Raw genomic sequence first — 13,824 nt, forward strand, 5'->3', positions numbered from 1 at the left:
GTGGGGCGTGGGTCAGCCGAGCAGGACGACCTCGACCTCGTGGCCGGGCTCGACGGACTCCACGTCCTCGGGCACGACGATCAGCGCGTCGGCGTGCGCCAGGGCGGCGACCAGGTGCGAGCCCGCGCCGCCCACCGCGGTCACCTCGCCGTCGGCGTACGCCCCGCGCAGGAACTGCCTGCGCCCCTTGGGCGAGCCGAGCGCCCGGTCCGCCCTGAGGGTGGCCCTGACCCGCGGCCGGTGCACGTCCGGCAGACCCATCAGGGTGCGGATGGCGGGGCGGACGAACAGCTCGAAGGAGACGTACGACGACACGGGGTTGCCGGGCAGCGCCAGCAGGGGCGTGTGGTCGGGGCCGATGGAGCCGAACCCCTGGGGTTTGCCGGGCTGCATGGCGAGCTTGCGGAAGTCGACGCCACCGCCCGGCTGGTCCTCGTCGCCGACGTCCGCCAGCGCCTCCTTGACGACGTCGTACGCCCCCACGCTCACGCCACCGGTGGTCACCATCAGGTCGGCCCGGACGAGCTGGTCCTCGATGGTGGCGCGCAGGGTCTCGGCGTCGTCGACGACCGCGCCCACCCGGTAGGCGATGGCGCCCGCGTCGCGCGCCGCGGCGGTCAGGGCGAAGCTGTTGGAGTCGTAGATCTGGCCGCTGCCGAGTTCCTCGTCGGGCTGGACGAGTTCGCTGCCGGTGGAGACGACCACCACGCGCGGGCGCGGGCGCACCCGGGCCGTGCCGCGGCCGATCGCGGCGAGCAGCGCGATCTGCGGCGGGCCGAGGACGGTACCGGCCCGCAGGGCCAGGTCGCCGGCCTTCACGTCACTGCCCCGCGCGCGCACGTGGGCGCGTGCCTCGGCCGGCCGGTGCACGCGCACGTGCCCCTCGGCTCCCTCGGGCGCGTGGCCGCGCGCCCGCATCCCGTCGACCGGCCCCTCGCCGAGTCCGCCGTCGGTCCACTCCACGGGGACCACGGCCTCGGCGCCCGGCGGCAGCGGGGCGCCGGTCATGATGCGGGCCGCCTGGCCGGGACCCACCGGCGTCAGCTCGGCCGCGCCCGCAGCGACGTCCCCGACGACCTCCAGGACGGCCGGGAACTCCTCGCTGGCCCCCGCCACGTCCGCGACCCGCACCGCGTACCCGTCCATGGAGCTGTTGTCGAACGGGGGCAGCGACAGCGGCACCACGACGTCGTCGACCAGCACGCAGCCCTGGGCGTCGAGAAGTTGCAGCTCGATGGGTTCCAGGGGGCGGATGGTGGTGAGGACGTCCTCCAGGTGCTCGTCCACCGACCACAGGTGGTCCGGGCCGGCGGGGCGGGTCGCGGTGCTGCTCAACTCTGCTGCATCTCCTCGGCTACGTAACTGCGAAGCCAGGTCCGGAAGTCCGGGCCCAGGTCTTCACGTTCGCACGCGAGCCTGACAATGGCACGCAGATAGTCGCCGCGGTCGCCGGTGTCATAACGGCGGCCCTTGAAGACGACGCCGTGCACGGGGCCGCCGACCTTCTCGTCCTGGGCGAGCTGCTGGAGGGCGTCGGTGAGCTGGATCTCGCCGCCGCGGCCCGGCTCGGTGCGCCGCAGTATGTCGAAGACGTGCGGGTCGAGGACGTAGCGGCCGATCACCGCGTAGCTGGACGGGGCGTCCGCGGCGTCCGGCTTCTCGACCAGACCGGTCACCTTGACGACGTCGCCGTCGGCGGTGCTCTCCACGGCGGCGGAGCCGTAGAGGTGGATCTGCTCGGGGTCGACCTCCATGAGCGCGATCACGCTGCCGCCGTGCTGCTCCTGGACCTCGATCATGCGCTGGAGCAGCGGGTCGCGCGGGTCGATCAGGTCGTCGCCGAGCAGGACGGCGAAGGGCTCGTGGCCCACGTGCGGGGCCGCGCAGAGCACCGCGTGGCCGAGGCCCTTGGGGTCGCCCTGGCGCACGTAGTGCATGGTGGCCAGGTCGCTGGACTCCTGGACCTTGGCGAGCCGGCCGGCGTCGCCCTTCTTCTGGAGCGCCGATTCCAGCTCGTAGTTGCGGTCGAAGTGGTCTTCAAGGGGCCGCTTGTTGCGTCCGGTGATCATGAGGACGTCGTCGAGCCCCGCCGACGCGGCCTCCTCGACCACGTACTGGATCGCCGGCTTGTCGACGACCGGCAGCATCTCCTTGGGAGTGGCCTTGGTGGCCGGCAGGAACCGGGTGCCGAGGCCTGCCGCGGGAATGACAGCCTTGCTGATCCTGGGGTGCGACTGAGTCATGTCCGCAACCTTATCCGGTGCCTTTGCGAAGATTCTGAGGCTCCGGTTAATTAGCACTCATATCAGCCTATTGGGAAGGATGCGGGGACGACCTGTGGAGCACGGTGGACCCGGGGGCGAGACTGACAAGCGAATGTTGCGACGAGAGTTCCTGGGGGTGAGGAACAGGTTGACGACGGATGTCGTCAGAAAGTCCGCCGACGCGCTGGCCGGACACGCTCTGGAACTGCCCGAGCTGGCGCGGGCACGCACGGTGGCGGCGTACGTCTCCGTCGGGAGCGAGCCCGGCACCCTCGCGCTGCTCGACGCGCTGCTCACGCGGGGTGTGCGCGTCCTGCTCCCGGCGCTGCTGCCGGACAACGACCTGAGCTGGGGCGCGTACGCCGGGGAGGGTTCCCTCACCCGCGTCCAACATGGCGGGAAGACGGCCCTGTTCGAACCCTGCGGTGAACTCCTCGGCCCGGACGCCGTGCTCGGCGCCGACGTCGTCCTGCTGCCGGGCCTCGCGGTCGACGCCCACGGGATGCGGCTGGGGCGCGGCGGAGGGTCGTACGACCGCGTGCTGGCGCGTCTGGAGCGCGCGGGCGCCCGCCCGGCGCTCGTGGTGCTCCTGTACGACACGGAGGTCGTCGCGCGCGTGCCCGCGGAGGCGCACGACCGGCCGGTGCACGCGGTGGTGACACCGTCGGGCGCACGCCGGTTCACGGACTCCTGAGGCGACCCCCCACGCACGCGCCGGCGGCCCCCCACACACGCGTGGGAGGCCGCCGGCGCTGCCTGTGGTCATGCCGTCTCAGGGCTTGAGGACGAGGGTGTCCCCGGTGCTCTTGCCGACCGCGTCGTCCGAGAACGACCAGGGGAGCAGCTCACCGTCGGCCCACTTGCCCGTCTGGTCGGTGTAGTGGGCGCTGAAGGCGTGGCCGGAGGCTCCCGTGAGGTTGATCCACTTGGACTTGTCGAGGTCGTCGAGGTTGACGACCATCCGCATGGAGGGCACCCACACGACGCCGTAGCCGCCGGCCGCGTTCCAGCCGGTCGCGTTGACCGTCGCCTCGCCGCCGCTGAGCTTCCAGGGGCCGCGGTTGAGGACGTACTGGACGACGGCCGGACCGTCGGTGCCCAGGGTCTGGTTCTTCAGGAACAGGCGGTGCAGCCGGCCCCAGCTCCAGGTGTCGATGTCCTTGCCGAGCTTGGCGGTCAGCTCCCAGCGGGCGTCGATCATGGCCCGCTGGAACAGCTGGTCCATGTTGTCGGCCTTGGGGCGGTCGCCCGCGCCGGCCGGGGTCTTCCACCAGTCGCTGTCCGGCTTGTCCATGAGGTTGCGGACCACCTCGAACCAGCGGTCGCCGCCGTCCGGCTGGGCCTGGTCGGCGGCACGCTCGCCGCACTCGCGGACCTTGGAGTCGTCGTCCACCGGACCGGTGCCGTCGATCCTGGGCACCCACAGGCACTGGCCCTTGACCCGCAGCTCCTTGGGCAGCTTGTTGCCGAAGGCGAGCTTGAGGATGTTGCGCCAGACCGAGTTGAAGTAGGCGGCCGCCGCGGAGTCGGCGTCCTGGGTGTAGTCCCAGCCCTCCAGGAGCTTCTGCGCCTGCCGGACGTCCTTGTCGTCGAGGTTGATCTTCAGCAGCCTGGGCACCAGCAGCTTGGCGATCTCGCTGCTGTTGTCCAGCTGCATCTGGCGCATGTCGTCCGTGGAGATCTTGCCGCCGTCCTTGATCTTCGATTCGATCAGGTCGGTGATGCGCTGGCTGCGGGTGCCGTAGCCCCAGTCCGTGGTGAGCGTGTAGGGGTACTTGTCCTTGTCGACCACGGCCTGGTTGGCGGTGACGATGTAGCCGCGCTTCGGGTCGTACTCGTAGGGCAGCGCGTCCTGCTTGATGTAGCCGGTCCACCGGTACTTCGAGTCCCAGCCGGGGGCCGGGACGGAGCCGTCGTCTCCCGCCGAACGCGTGGGGATCCTGCCGGGCAGCGTGTAGCCGATGTGGTTCTTGGTGTCGGCGTAGATCAGGTTCTGCGAGGGCACGTCGAACTTGGCGGCCGCGTCCCGGAAGCCGGTCCAGTCGGACGCCTTGTCGAGGGCGAAGACGGCGTCCATGGTGGTGCCCGGTTCGAGGGCGGTCCACTTCAGGGCCACGCCGTAGCCGTCGCCCCGGTCGGGTGCGGCGGTGTTCACGGAGGCCTTCTTGCCGACCTGGACGAGTTCGTCGTCGCGGTCGGACAGCAGCGGCATCCCGTCGGCGGTCTGGCGCACGACGATCTTCTTCGACGCGCCGCCGGCGACCTTGATGGTCTCCTCACGCGAGGTGAACGGCTTGGACTGGCCGTCGTACATGTAGCCGTCCCCGGAGAGCTTCTCCAGGTACAGGTCGGTCACGTCGACACCGGAGTTGGTCATGCCCCAGGCGATGTCGGCGTTGTGGCCGATGATCACACCGGGCATGCCGGCGAAGGTGTAGCCGGTGACGTCGTACTGGCACTTGCTGGAGACCGTCGTGCAGTGCAGGCCCATCTGGTACCAGACCGACGGCAGCGAGGCCGACAGGTGCGGGTCGTTGGCGAGCAGCGGCTTGCCGGTGATGGTGTTCTTCCCTGCGACGACCCAGGAGTTGGAACCGATGCCCTGCCCGTTCACACCGACGGCCGTGGGGACGTCGTCAAGGACGTTGTAGAGGCCCGCCAGCTGGCTCGTCAGCGCCGATCCGGTGCCCGACGAGGTGCCGGAGCCGCCCGTGCCCGTCGAGGTCCCGGAGCCGCCCGTGCCGGTGGAGGTCCCGGAGCCGCTCGTGGCGCCGCCCTGCTGGAACGCGCCGGCGAGCTCCTCGTACTGGCCCTCCTGGACGATCGCCTTGTTGCGGCTGTACGGGTAGTCCGGGTAGAGGTCCTTGATCTGCTGCTGGTCCAGGCGGCTGGTCATCAGAGCGCGGTCGATCTCGTCCTGCATGTTGCCGCGCAGGTCCCAGGCCATCGCCTTCAGCCAGGAGACCGAGTCGACCGGCGTCCACCGCTCGGGCTTGTAGTCGTTGACGAAGCCGAGGGCCGCGTACTCCAGGGAGATGTCCTTGCCGTCCTTGCCCTGGAGGTAGGCGTTGACCCCCTCGGAGTAGGCGTCGAGGTACTTCTTGGTCGAGTCCGACAGCTTGGAGTCGTACTCCTGCTTCGCGACCCGGTCCCAGCCCAGGGTGCGCAGGAACTCGTCGTTCTTCACCTGGCCCTTGCCGAACATCTCGGACAGGCGCCCGGACGTCATGTGGCGGCGCACGTCCATCTCGTAGAACCGGTCCTGCGCCTGGACGTAGCCCTGCGCCATGAACAGGTCCGCGTCGGAGGAGGCGTAGATCTGCGGGATCCCGTAGCCGTCACGCTTCACGGTCACGGGCCCCGACAGGCCCTTGAGCGTGAGCGAACCCTTGGTCTGCGGGAAGGACGCGCGGACCGTGCTGATCGACCAGTAGGCCCCGTAGGCGACGCCACCGACGATGGCGAGGACGAGCACCAGGACGACAAGGCGGACTTTGCGCCCCTTCTTCCTGCCGGACTTGCCGGGCTTGTCACCCGATGTGGCGGTGGTGTTGGGGGGCATCGCTGTCCTTGCTGTCCTAACGCGAGCGGCAGGCGGTCCTGGAGTGCTGGAGCAACCATAGGCGCAGGGCCCAACGCGCCTTGACGCGGAGTCGGGTACCGGCAGGCACGACAGTTCGATCCCGCCACGCGAAACGTCAAGAAAGCGTCAAGAGTTAGGTAAGGTAACGAAGTACTTGGGTGCGGGGTGCCGCAGCCTCGGTCCTGTCACGTGAGCCTCCGCGTCGCCCGCGCGCGAGCCGAGGAAGGGAATCGCCACTGACTGTCCACCACCTCAACCAGCTCCTGCTGCTCTGCTCGCTGGTCCTGCTCGTCGCCGTCGCGGCGGTCCGGATCTCCTCGCGCAGCGGGCTCCCCACGCTGCTCGTGTACCTGGGGATAGGCGTCCTCATGGGCCAGGACGGCCTCGGCCACATCCGCTTCGGCGACGCCGAGATGACCCAGGTCATCGGATACGCGGCCCTCGTCGTGATCCTGGCCGAGGGCGGTCTCGGCACGAAGTGGAAGTCGGTCCGGCCCGTCCTGGCCTCCGCTGCCGTGCTGGCCCTCGTCGGGGTCGGGGTGAGCGTCGGGGTCACCGCGGCGGGCGCGCACTATCTGGTCGGGCTGGAGTGGCGCCAGGCGCTCATCATCGGAGCGGTGGTCTCCTCCACGGACGCGGCGGCGGTCTTCTCCGTGCTCCGGCGCATCCCGCTGCCCACGCGCGTGACGGGCACGCTGGAGGCCGAGTCCGGCTTCAACGACGCCCCGGTGGTCATCCTGGTCGTCGCCTTCTCCACCGCGGGGCCCGTGGAGCACTGGTACGTCCTGCTGGGCGAGATCGCCCTGGAGCTGGCCATCGGCGCGGCCATGGGCCTCGCGGTCGGATGGCTCGGCTCCTGGGGCCTGAGGCACGTGGCGCTGCCCGCCTCCGGCCTCTACCCGATCGCCGTGCTGGCCATCGCCGTCACGGCGTACGCCGCCGGCGCGCTGGCGCACGGCAGCGGCTTCCTCGCCGTCTACCTCGCCTCCATGGTGCTCGGCAACGCCAGGCTGCCGCACTGGCCCGCCACCCGGGGCTTCGCCGAGGGACTCGGCTGGATCGCCCAGATCGGCATGTTCGTCCTGCTCGGCCTGCTGGTCACCCCGCACGAACTCGGTGACGACATCTGGCCGGCGCTGATCATCGGGCTCGCGCTCACCATGGTGGCGCGGCCGCTCAGCGTGATCGTCAGCCTCGCGCCGTTCCGGGTGCCCTGGCGGGAGCAGACCCTGATGTCCTGGGCCGGCCTGCGCGGTGCCGTCCCCATCATCCTGGCGACGATCCCCATGGTGAACGGCGTCGACACGAGCCACCGGATCTTCAACATCGTCTTCGTCCTGGTGGTCGTCTACACCCTCGTCCAGGGTCCGACGCTGCCCTGGCTGGCCCGCAGGCTGCGGCTCGGCGGCGACCCGGAGGCGGCCGACCTCGGCATCGAGTCCGCCCCTCTGGAACGGCTGCGCGGGCACCTGCTGTCCGTCACGATCCCCGACGGCTCGCTCATGCACGGCGTCGAGGTCAACGAGCTGCGGCTGCCCGCCGGGGCGGCCGTCACGCTGGTCGTCCGCGAGGGGAATTCGTTCGTCCCGCTGCCCACGACCGTGCTGCGGCGCGGGGACGAGCTCCTGGTGGTCGCCACCGACCCGGTGCGCGACGCCGCGGAACGCCGGCTGCGTGCCGTGGCGCACGGCGGCAAGCTGGCCGGCTGGCTGGGAACGAACGGGACGGCGGGCGCCAGGTCGAGGCCGAGATCGTCCCCGGGGCGTTAAGGGCGTGTTGCGGACGGTTCACACCCCGATCGATCCCAGGTGAACACGCCCCCTGGTGCTCGTTTTCACAGGTGGCCGAAGGGGCGCGGCCTGTACGATGAAAGCACCCTGATCGAACCAACTCTGCCTGACGCAGAGCTGGCGCGACCGTATGGCGGCCGGACGCTCCTCGCAGTGGACACCGGTATCTACCGCAGTTCCGCGCAAGAGGACAGCTCTCGGCGCCGCCTCCCTCCCCGGGGGCACGCGCTACCAGGCGGCAGAAAGGCACGGGCCGTGGAATCCACGGTCACCACCGAGCCGTCGCAGACCCCGGCGGCGCCGTCCCGCCCCGGCTACGGCCAGCTGCTGCGCACCCGCGGCGCCTGGACGTTCCTGCTCCCCGGTTTCGCGGCACGCCAGCCGTTCGCCATGCTCACCATCTCGATCGTGCTCCTCGTGCAGCACACCACCGGCTCGTACGGCGCCGCGGGCGCCGCCGCGGCGGTCACCGGCGTCTCGATGGCCCTGTTCGCCCCCTACAGCGGCCGTCTCGCCGACCGCTACGGGCAGCGCGCCGTGCTGATCCCCGGCGTGCTGGTGCACACACTGTCCGGCCTCGCCCTCACGGCGCTCGCGCTGGCGCACGCGCCCCTGTGGGCGCTGTTCACGGCCGCCGTGCCGACCGGGGCCTCCGTGCCGCAGGTCGGCCCCATGGTCCGCGCCCGCTGGGGCGTGAAGCTCCAGGACTCGCCCCTCATGGCCACCGCGGCCGCCTTCGAGTCCGTGACCGACGAGCTCACCTTCGTCTTCGGCCCGCTGCTCGCGACCGCCCTGTGCACCACCGTGGCCCCGGCCGCGGGCCTGGTCACCGAGGCCGCGCTGACCCTGGTCGGCGGCCTTCTCTTCGCCGCACAGGGCTCCACCCAGCCCCAGGTCACCGGCACCGGCCACGCGCGCGTGCGGCAGGTCTCCGCGCTCGGCGTCCCCGGTGTGCGGGTGCTCGTCGCCGCCTTCCTCGGCATCGGGTCGGTCTTCGGCGGCATGCAGGTCTCGCTCGCCGCGTTCACCGAGTCGATCGGCGAGCCCGGCCTGAACGGCGTCCTGTACGGCACCTTCGCCGCGGGCAACATGCTCTCGGGCGTGGTCTGCGGCGCGATCGCGTGGAAGGCCGCCCCGCACCGGCGTCTGGTCCTGGGGTACGCGGCGCTCGCGCTGACCGCCTCGGCGCTGTGGACGTCCCACTCCGTGCCGCTGCTGGCCGGCCTCGGCCTGCTGGTCGGCATGTGCATCGCACCCGCGCTGATCACCGGCTACACGCTGGTCGAGGGCCTGGTCCCGGCGGGCGCCCGCACGGAGGCGTTCACCTGGCTGACCGGCGCGGTCGCGCTCGGCCAGGCGGCCGCCGTCACGATCGCCGGACAACTGGAGGACCGCCTGTGGGGCGGCGCCGGATTCCTGGTCCCGATGGCGGGTACCGTGCTGGCCCTGGTCACCCTTGTGGCGCTGCGTTCACGGCTGATCACCCGGCCGCGGAACCATACGGTCGCACGTGGCGTCGGTCACCGCGTGCCGGTGACGGTGGACTGATCCCCGGGAATACGTCACTATGGACCGTCGTTAGCACTCATCGAGTGAGAGTGCCAGGAGGAAGACAGTGCCGACCTACCAGTACCAGTGCACCGAGTGCGGCGAGGGCCTCGAGGCGGTGCAGAAGTTCACCGACGACGCCCTGACCGAGTGCCCCAACTGCGGTGGCCGCCTGAAGAAGGTGTTCTCCGCCGTCGGCATTGTCTTCAAGGGCTCTGGTTTCTACCGCAACGACAGCCGCGGCTCGTCCTCGAGCAGCAGCCCCGCGTCGAAGCCTTCGGGCTCCGGCTCGTCGGGCGCGTCGTCCGACTCGAAGCCGTCGTCGTCGACGTCCTCGTCGGGGGCCTCCTCGTCGGGCTCGTCCGGTTCGACGTCCTCCTCGGGCTCCGCGAGCAGCTCCGCCGCCTGAGACCCCTTCTTCCGGACCCCGCCTTCCTGCGACGGCGGGGTCCCGGGCGTTCCCGGACACCGGGTCGGGTCCGCTGCGGCGGCCCGCTACTGTGCTGGTCATGGTGAACGCAGAGATCGGCGTAATCGGTGGCTCCGGCTTCTACTCCTTCCTCGAGGACGTGACCGAGGTCCAGGTCGACACGCCCTACGGGCCGCCCAGCGACTCCCTCTTCCTCGGCGAGATCGCCGGCCGCCGGGTCGCTTTCCTGCCCCGCCACGGACGCGGCCACCATCTGCCGCCGCACCGCATCAACTACCGGGCCAACCTCTGGGCGCTGCGCTCCGTCGGCGTGCGCCAGGTAATGGGCCCGTGCGCGGTGGGCGGTCTGCGCCCCGAGTACGGGCCGGGCACGCTCCTCGTTCCGGACCAGTTCGTGGACCGCACGAAGTCCCGGGCGCAGTCGTACTTCGACGGGCTGCCGCTGCCCGACGGCACCGTGCCGAACGTGGTGCACGTGTCCGTGGCCGACCCGTACTGCCCCACCGGGCGGACCGCGGCCCTCAAGGCGGCCCGTGGCCGGGACTGGGAGCCGGTGGACGGCGGCACGCTGGTGGTGGTCGAGGGGCCGCGGTTCTCGACCCGCGCCGAGTCGATCTGGCATCAGGCGCAGGGCTGGTCCGTGGTGGGCATGACCGGCCATCCGGAGGCGGCGCTCGCCCGTGAACTGGAGCTCTGCTACACGTCGTTGACCCTGGTCACAGACCTGGACGCGGGAGCCGAGACCGGCGAGGGCGTCTCGCACGACGAGGTGCTGCGGGTGTTCGCGGCCAACGTGGACCGGCTGCGGGGCGTGCTGTTCGACGCGGTGGCGGCGCTGCCGGAGAACTCGGCACGGGACTGCCTGTGCGCGAACGCGCTCGGTGGCATGGATCCGGGGTTCCCGCTGCCGTAGCGGGCGGGCGGTCGGGGCGGGGTGGGGCACGGCCAGGCGGCCCGGGGCTGGGCACAAGTGGGCTGGGCTGGGCGAGCACACCGGCGAACGGGAGCGGAACTCCTCGTTCGGGTGGTGGAGTTTTCCACAGTCCGTGGGTTGCCCACGGGCTCCGACGCGTCTCGGCGCGAGACCCCATCGTGGTCTCGCAAGCCGATTCCTCGTCGCAGGTGGTGGTCCCCATGTCCGTTCCCGCTCCCGGTTCCGTTCCCTTTCCCAGCCCCGTTCCCTTTCCCGCTCCCGCCTCCTTTCCTGCTCCCGCTCCCCTCCCCTCGTCCGCCCATCCGGCCGTTCCGCACTATCCCGACCTCCCCGCCGCCGCCACCGTCCCCGCCGTCCCCGCCGCCCCCGCTCTGCCCTGCGCCCCGCGCCCGGTCGGCACGGACGCTCCCGCCACCTGCGAGGTCCCGCACTTCGACCCGGTGCGGGTGCGCGGCGCGAGCCACCGGCTGGGGCGGCTGCTGCGGCACCGCAGGCGGGCCCTGGCGGCCGGGCTTGCGGTCACGGCGGCGGCGCTCGTCGCCGCCGGCCCCCGTGCCGCCACGGACCCCCTGCGTGCCGAGCGGCCCCGGAAGCATCCGCTGGCCCTGCCGGTACGACGGCACGCCCCACCCGTGGAGATGGTCTCGGCGCCCGTCCGGATCGCCGACGCCGCCACGGTCCGGCTGCTGCGCCCCGGCGACCGGGTGGACGTCGTCGCCGCCGGCGATCCGGCGAGGAGCGGGGAGGCTTGGGTGATCGCCCGCGGGGTACGCGTGACGGAACTGCCACAGCCGGTCGAAGGGGCCGCGGAGAGCGGGGCGCTGGTCGTGCTCTCGGTTCCGCGTTCCGTGGCCGCCCGGCTGGTCGGTGCGAGCGCCACGGCCCGGCTGGCGGTGACGTTGTGCTGAACGGCCTGGGGAGATCTGTTGGCCGGATTCCACCAAGTCTCCCTTTCCGGCTACCCCGTTGGGCACGATGGCCGCATGGTGACGTAGGTTGCGGAGCGCTTTGTTCCACACCCTGTACACGCGAGGAGAGTCCCCTAGGTGAGCGAGAAGAACGAACCGGGCATCTGGCAGGGCTTCAAGTCCTTCCTGATGCGCGGCAACGTCGTCGATCTGGCGGTCGCGGTGGTCATCGGCGCCGCCTTCACCAACATCGTCAACTCGGTGGTGAAGGGGCTCATCAACCCGCTGGTCGGCGCGGTCGGCACGAAGAACCTGGACAGCTACAGCACGTGCCTGAAGGACCCGTGCCGGCTGAACCCGGACGGCACGGTGAGAAGCGGCGTCCAGATCATGTGGGGCTCCGTGCTCGGAGCCACGCTGAGCTTCGTGATCACCGCGGCGGTCGTGTACTTCCTGATGGTGCTGCCGATGGCGAAGTACCTGGCCAGGGTGGAGGCCCGCAGGAGGGCGCGCGAGGGCACGAACGAGGTCGTCGAGGTGACCGAGCTGGAGGTCCTGAAGGAGATCCGCGACGCACTGGTCGCACAGCGCGTACCCACGCAGGGCAACCCCGCCCAGGGTGGCCCCGCGCACGGTGGGTACGGGCAGGGCGGATCCGGCCAGGGTGGCTACGGCCAGGGCGGATCCGGGCAGCAGGGCGGAACGGGCCAGGGCTGGCGCTAGGGCCGACGCCGGAGCCGGCGCCCGGGCCGACTCCGGGGCCGGCGCCGGCGACACCGTCGCGGTGGGTCCGGGCGACGGCCCGGACGGTTCAGATGTGGTGGGGCGGTTTCTCGTCGAGGAAGCGCCTGAGGTCGGCGGCGGAGTCCCCCGCCGGCCGCTCGCCCCAGCCACCGTCCGTGTCGTCCGAGGACTGCCGGTCCAGCGGGTCGTCGAAGATCAGCGCGGCCTTCGGGTCGCGCGGCTCGGGCTCGGGGGCGGCGGTACTCATGACTCCAGGGTACGGTCCGCGCTCCCCCGGGCCGCCTCGCCCGCCGCTCGCGAACACGCTCACAAGCTTTCCGTGGCCTTTTCTGCTGTGCTGGACGCATGACGTCGAGTTCCGCTCCCGCGCCCGCCCCTCAGGGCGCGCCCCAGCACCTCAGGCCGCTGCGCCGGCTCACCGCGCGCGGACGCGAGGAGCCCCACCGGGTCGCCTCCCCACTGGAGCTCTTCTTCGACCTGTGTTTCGTGGTCGCCATCGCGCAGGCGGGCGGGGAGCTGGTGCACGCCGTCGCGGAGGGCCGCCCCGGCGAGGGCGTGCTGAACTACGCGCTGCTGTTCTTCGCCATCTGGTGGGCCTGGATGAACTTCACCTGGTTCTCCTCGGCGTACGACAACGACGACGCGCTCTACCGGGTCGTCACCCTGATCCAGATCGCCGGTGTGCTGGTGCTGGCGGCCGGCGTCTCGCAGGGGTTCGCGGAACACGACTACATGGCGGTCTGGCTCGGCTACGTCATCATGCGGCTGGCGATGGTCGCGCAGTGGCTGAGAGCCGCGCGGTCGGCCGAGGGCCCGGAGCGGACCATGGCGCTGCGCTACGCCGGCGGTGTGCTGCTGTGCCAGTTCGGCTGGGCGGGCCTGGTGCTGCTGCCGGAGGCCGCGCGGCTGTGGGTGTACGTGGCGATGGTGGTCGTCGAGATGTGTGTGCCGCTGTACGCGGAGAAGGACCATCCCACCTCGTGGCATCCGCACCACATCGCCGAACGCTTCGGACTGTTCACGATCATCGTGCTCGGGGAGACGGTCTCGGCGGCGACCGTCGCGGTGAAGTCGGCCCTGGGCGAGCACGACGCGCTCGGCGAGCTGCTGCCCATCGCCGCGGGCGGGCTGCTGATCGTCTTCTCCGCGTGGTGGATCTACTTCGTGGTGCCCATCCACGGCCATCTGCGCTCCAACAGGCAGTCGTTCCTGTGGGGTTACGGGCACTACCTGATCTTCGCGGCGGCGGCCTCGATCGGCGCGGGCCTGGAGGTGGCCGTCGAGCAGGCGGTCGGCGGGGCGCACATCTCGACGTTCGCCGCCTCGGCGGCCGTGACCCTGCCGACGGCGCTGTACCTGGTGACCGTGTGGGCGCTGCACGCGCGGCACTTCAAGGTCGGTCTCGCCCAGCAGCTGGTGCTGCCGGTGACGGCGCTGCTGGTGCTCTGCTGCACCTTCCTGGGTGACTGGGCGGTGCCGGCGGCGGGCGCGGTGTCCGCGGCGGCGGTCGCGACCGGGACCACCCTGACGGCGCGCACGGCCGGTCGCGAGCGTCCCGCGCCGGCGGCCGCGGGCGTCTCCTGACCCTCGGGAGGCCCGGTCGTCTGGGCCAGACTGACCGTC

Annotated in this window: 12 protein-coding genes; 8 read left to right on the plus strand and 4 right to left on the minus strand. The window is 71.5% G+C overall.

The features are described from left to right. Positions 1-12: 12 nt before the first annotated feature. On the minus strand, positions 13-1,335 hold the full coding sequence (gene glp / locus ACFY3I_RS31265; protein ID WP_390864443.1) for a gephyrin-like molybdotransferase Glp: 1,323 nt from the start codon (positions 1,333-1,335) through the stop codon (positions 13-15). Continuing rightward, on the minus strand, positions 1,332-2,243 hold the full coding sequence (gene galU / locus ACFY3I_RS31270; protein ID WP_365284682.1) for a UTP--glucose-1-phosphate uridylyltransferase GalU: 912 nt from the start codon (positions 2,241-2,243) through the stop codon (positions 1,332-1,334). The genes glp and galU overlap by 4 nt, the downstream gene beginning before the upstream one ends. 133 nt (positions 2,244-2,376) lie before the next feature. On the opposite strand from galU, the gene ACFY3I_RS31275 reads away from it, so the two are divergent. Further along, positions 2,377-2,958, plus strand: a complete 582-nt coding sequence (locus ACFY3I_RS31275; protein ID WP_365284684.1) for a 5-formyltetrahydrofolate cyclo-ligase — start codon at positions 2,377-2,379, stop codon at positions 2,956-2,958. Between the two features lie 78 nt (positions 2,959-3,036). Here the strand turns inward: ACFY3I_RS31275 and ACFY3I_RS31280 are convergent, their stop codons facing one another. Next, complete coding sequence (locus ACFY3I_RS31280) at positions 3,037-5,826, minus strand: penicillin acylase family protein (protein WP_390864444.1); 2,790 nt, start codon at positions 5,824-5,826, stop codon at positions 3,037-3,039. A 179-nt stretch (positions 5,827-6,005) separates the two neighbouring features. On the opposite strand from ACFY3I_RS31280, the gene ACFY3I_RS31285 reads away from it, so the two are divergent. The 6 genes from ACFY3I_RS31285 to mscL all read left to right on the plus strand — a co-directional run bounded on the left by ACFY3I_RS31285 (position 6,006) and on the right by mscL (position 12,180). After that, positions 6,006-7,616, plus strand: a complete 1,611-nt coding sequence (locus tag ACFY3I_RS31285) for a potassium/proton antiporter (protein ID WP_390864445.1) — start codon at positions 6,006-6,008, stop codon at positions 7,614-7,616. 276 nt (positions 7,617-7,892) lie between these two features. Continuing rightward, the gene (locus tag ACFY3I_RS31290; protein ID WP_390864446.1) at positions 7,893-9,185 is read left to right on the plus strand and encodes an MFS transporter; all 1,293 of its coding nucleotides are present in this window, start codon (positions 7,893-7,895) and stop codon (positions 9,183-9,185) included. Positions 9,186-9,252: 67 nt separating this feature from the next. Beyond that, a complete protein-coding gene (locus tag ACFY3I_RS31295) occupies positions 9,253-9,594 on the plus strand; it encodes an FmdB family zinc ribbon protein (RefSeq protein WP_390864447.1) in 342 nt (113 codons plus the stop codon). 100 nt (positions 9,595-9,694) lie between these two features. Next, positions 9,695-10,528: an S-methyl-5'-thioadenosine phosphorylase gene (locus ACFY3I_RS31300; RefSeq protein ID WP_390864448.1), complete on the plus strand. Its 834-nt coding sequence runs from the start codon at positions 9,695-9,697 to the stop codon at positions 10,526-10,528. Positions 10,529-10,749: 221 nt separating this feature from the next. Next, on the plus strand, positions 10,750-11,457 hold the full coding sequence (locus tag ACFY3I_RS31305; RefSeq protein ID WP_390864449.1) for a hypothetical protein: 708 nt from the start codon (positions 10,750-10,752) through the stop codon (positions 11,455-11,457). 138 nt (positions 11,458-11,595) lie between these two features. Next, positions 11,596-12,180: a large conductance mechanosensitive channel protein MscL gene (gene mscL, locus ACFY3I_RS31310; protein ID WP_365284698.1), complete on the plus strand. Its 585-nt coding sequence runs from the start codon at positions 11,596-11,598 to the stop codon at positions 12,178-12,180. Positions 12,181-12,268: 88 nt separating this feature from the next. Here the strand turns inward: mscL and ACFY3I_RS31315 are convergent, their stop codons facing one another. Then, positions 12,269-12,448, minus strand: coding sequence for a hypothetical protein (locus ACFY3I_RS31315; RefSeq protein ID WP_365284700.1), 180 nt, complete (start codon positions 12,446-12,448; stop codon positions 12,269-12,271). A 98-nt stretch (positions 12,449-12,546) separates the two neighbouring features. Between ACFY3I_RS31315 and ACFY3I_RS31320 the strand changes: the two genes are divergently transcribed. After that, positions 12,547-13,785 (plus strand): low temperature requirement protein A, encoded by a 1,239-nt coding sequence (locus ACFY3I_RS31320; protein WP_390864450.1) that lies wholly within the window; start codon positions 12,547-12,549, stop codon positions 13,783-13,785. Positions 13,786-13,824 lie beyond the last annotated feature (39 nt).

The organism is Streptomyces sp. NPDC001068 (genome assembly GCF_042897315.1).
GTDB lineage: Bacteria > Actinomycetota > Actinomycetes > Streptomycetales > Streptomycetaceae > Streptomyces.

Excerpts from the sequence above, each read along its gene's own strand:
- ACFY3I_RS31275 (WP_365284684.1), top strand. The coding sequence starts at position 2,377 with ATGTTGCGACGAGAGTTCCTGGGGGTGAGGAACAGGTTGACGACGGAT.
- ACFY3I_RS31320 (WP_390864450.1), top strand. The coding sequence starts at position 12,547 with ATGACGTCGAGTTCCGCTCCCGCGCCCGCCCCTCAGGGCGCGCCCCAG.
- galU (WP_365284682.1), bottom strand. The coding sequence starts at position 2,243 with ATGACTCAGTCGCACCCCAGGATCAGCAAGGCTGTCATTCCCGCGGCA.
- ACFY3I_RS31300 (WP_390864448.1), top strand. The coding sequence starts at position 9,695 with ATGGTGAACGCAGAGATCGGCGTAATCGGTGGCTCCGGCTTCTACTCC.
- ACFY3I_RS31280 (WP_390864444.1), bottom strand. The coding sequence starts at position 5,826 with ATGCCCCCCAACACCACCGCCACATCGGGTGACAAGCCCGGCAAGTCC.
- ACFY3I_RS31315 (WP_365284700.1), bottom strand. The coding sequence starts at position 12,448 with ATGAGTACCGCCGCCCCCGAGCCCGAGCCGCGCGACCCGAAGGCCGCG.
- ACFY3I_RS31305 (WP_390864449.1), top strand. The coding sequence starts at position 10,750 with ATGTCCGTTCCCGCTCCCGGTTCCGTTCCCTTTCCCAGCCCCGTTCCC.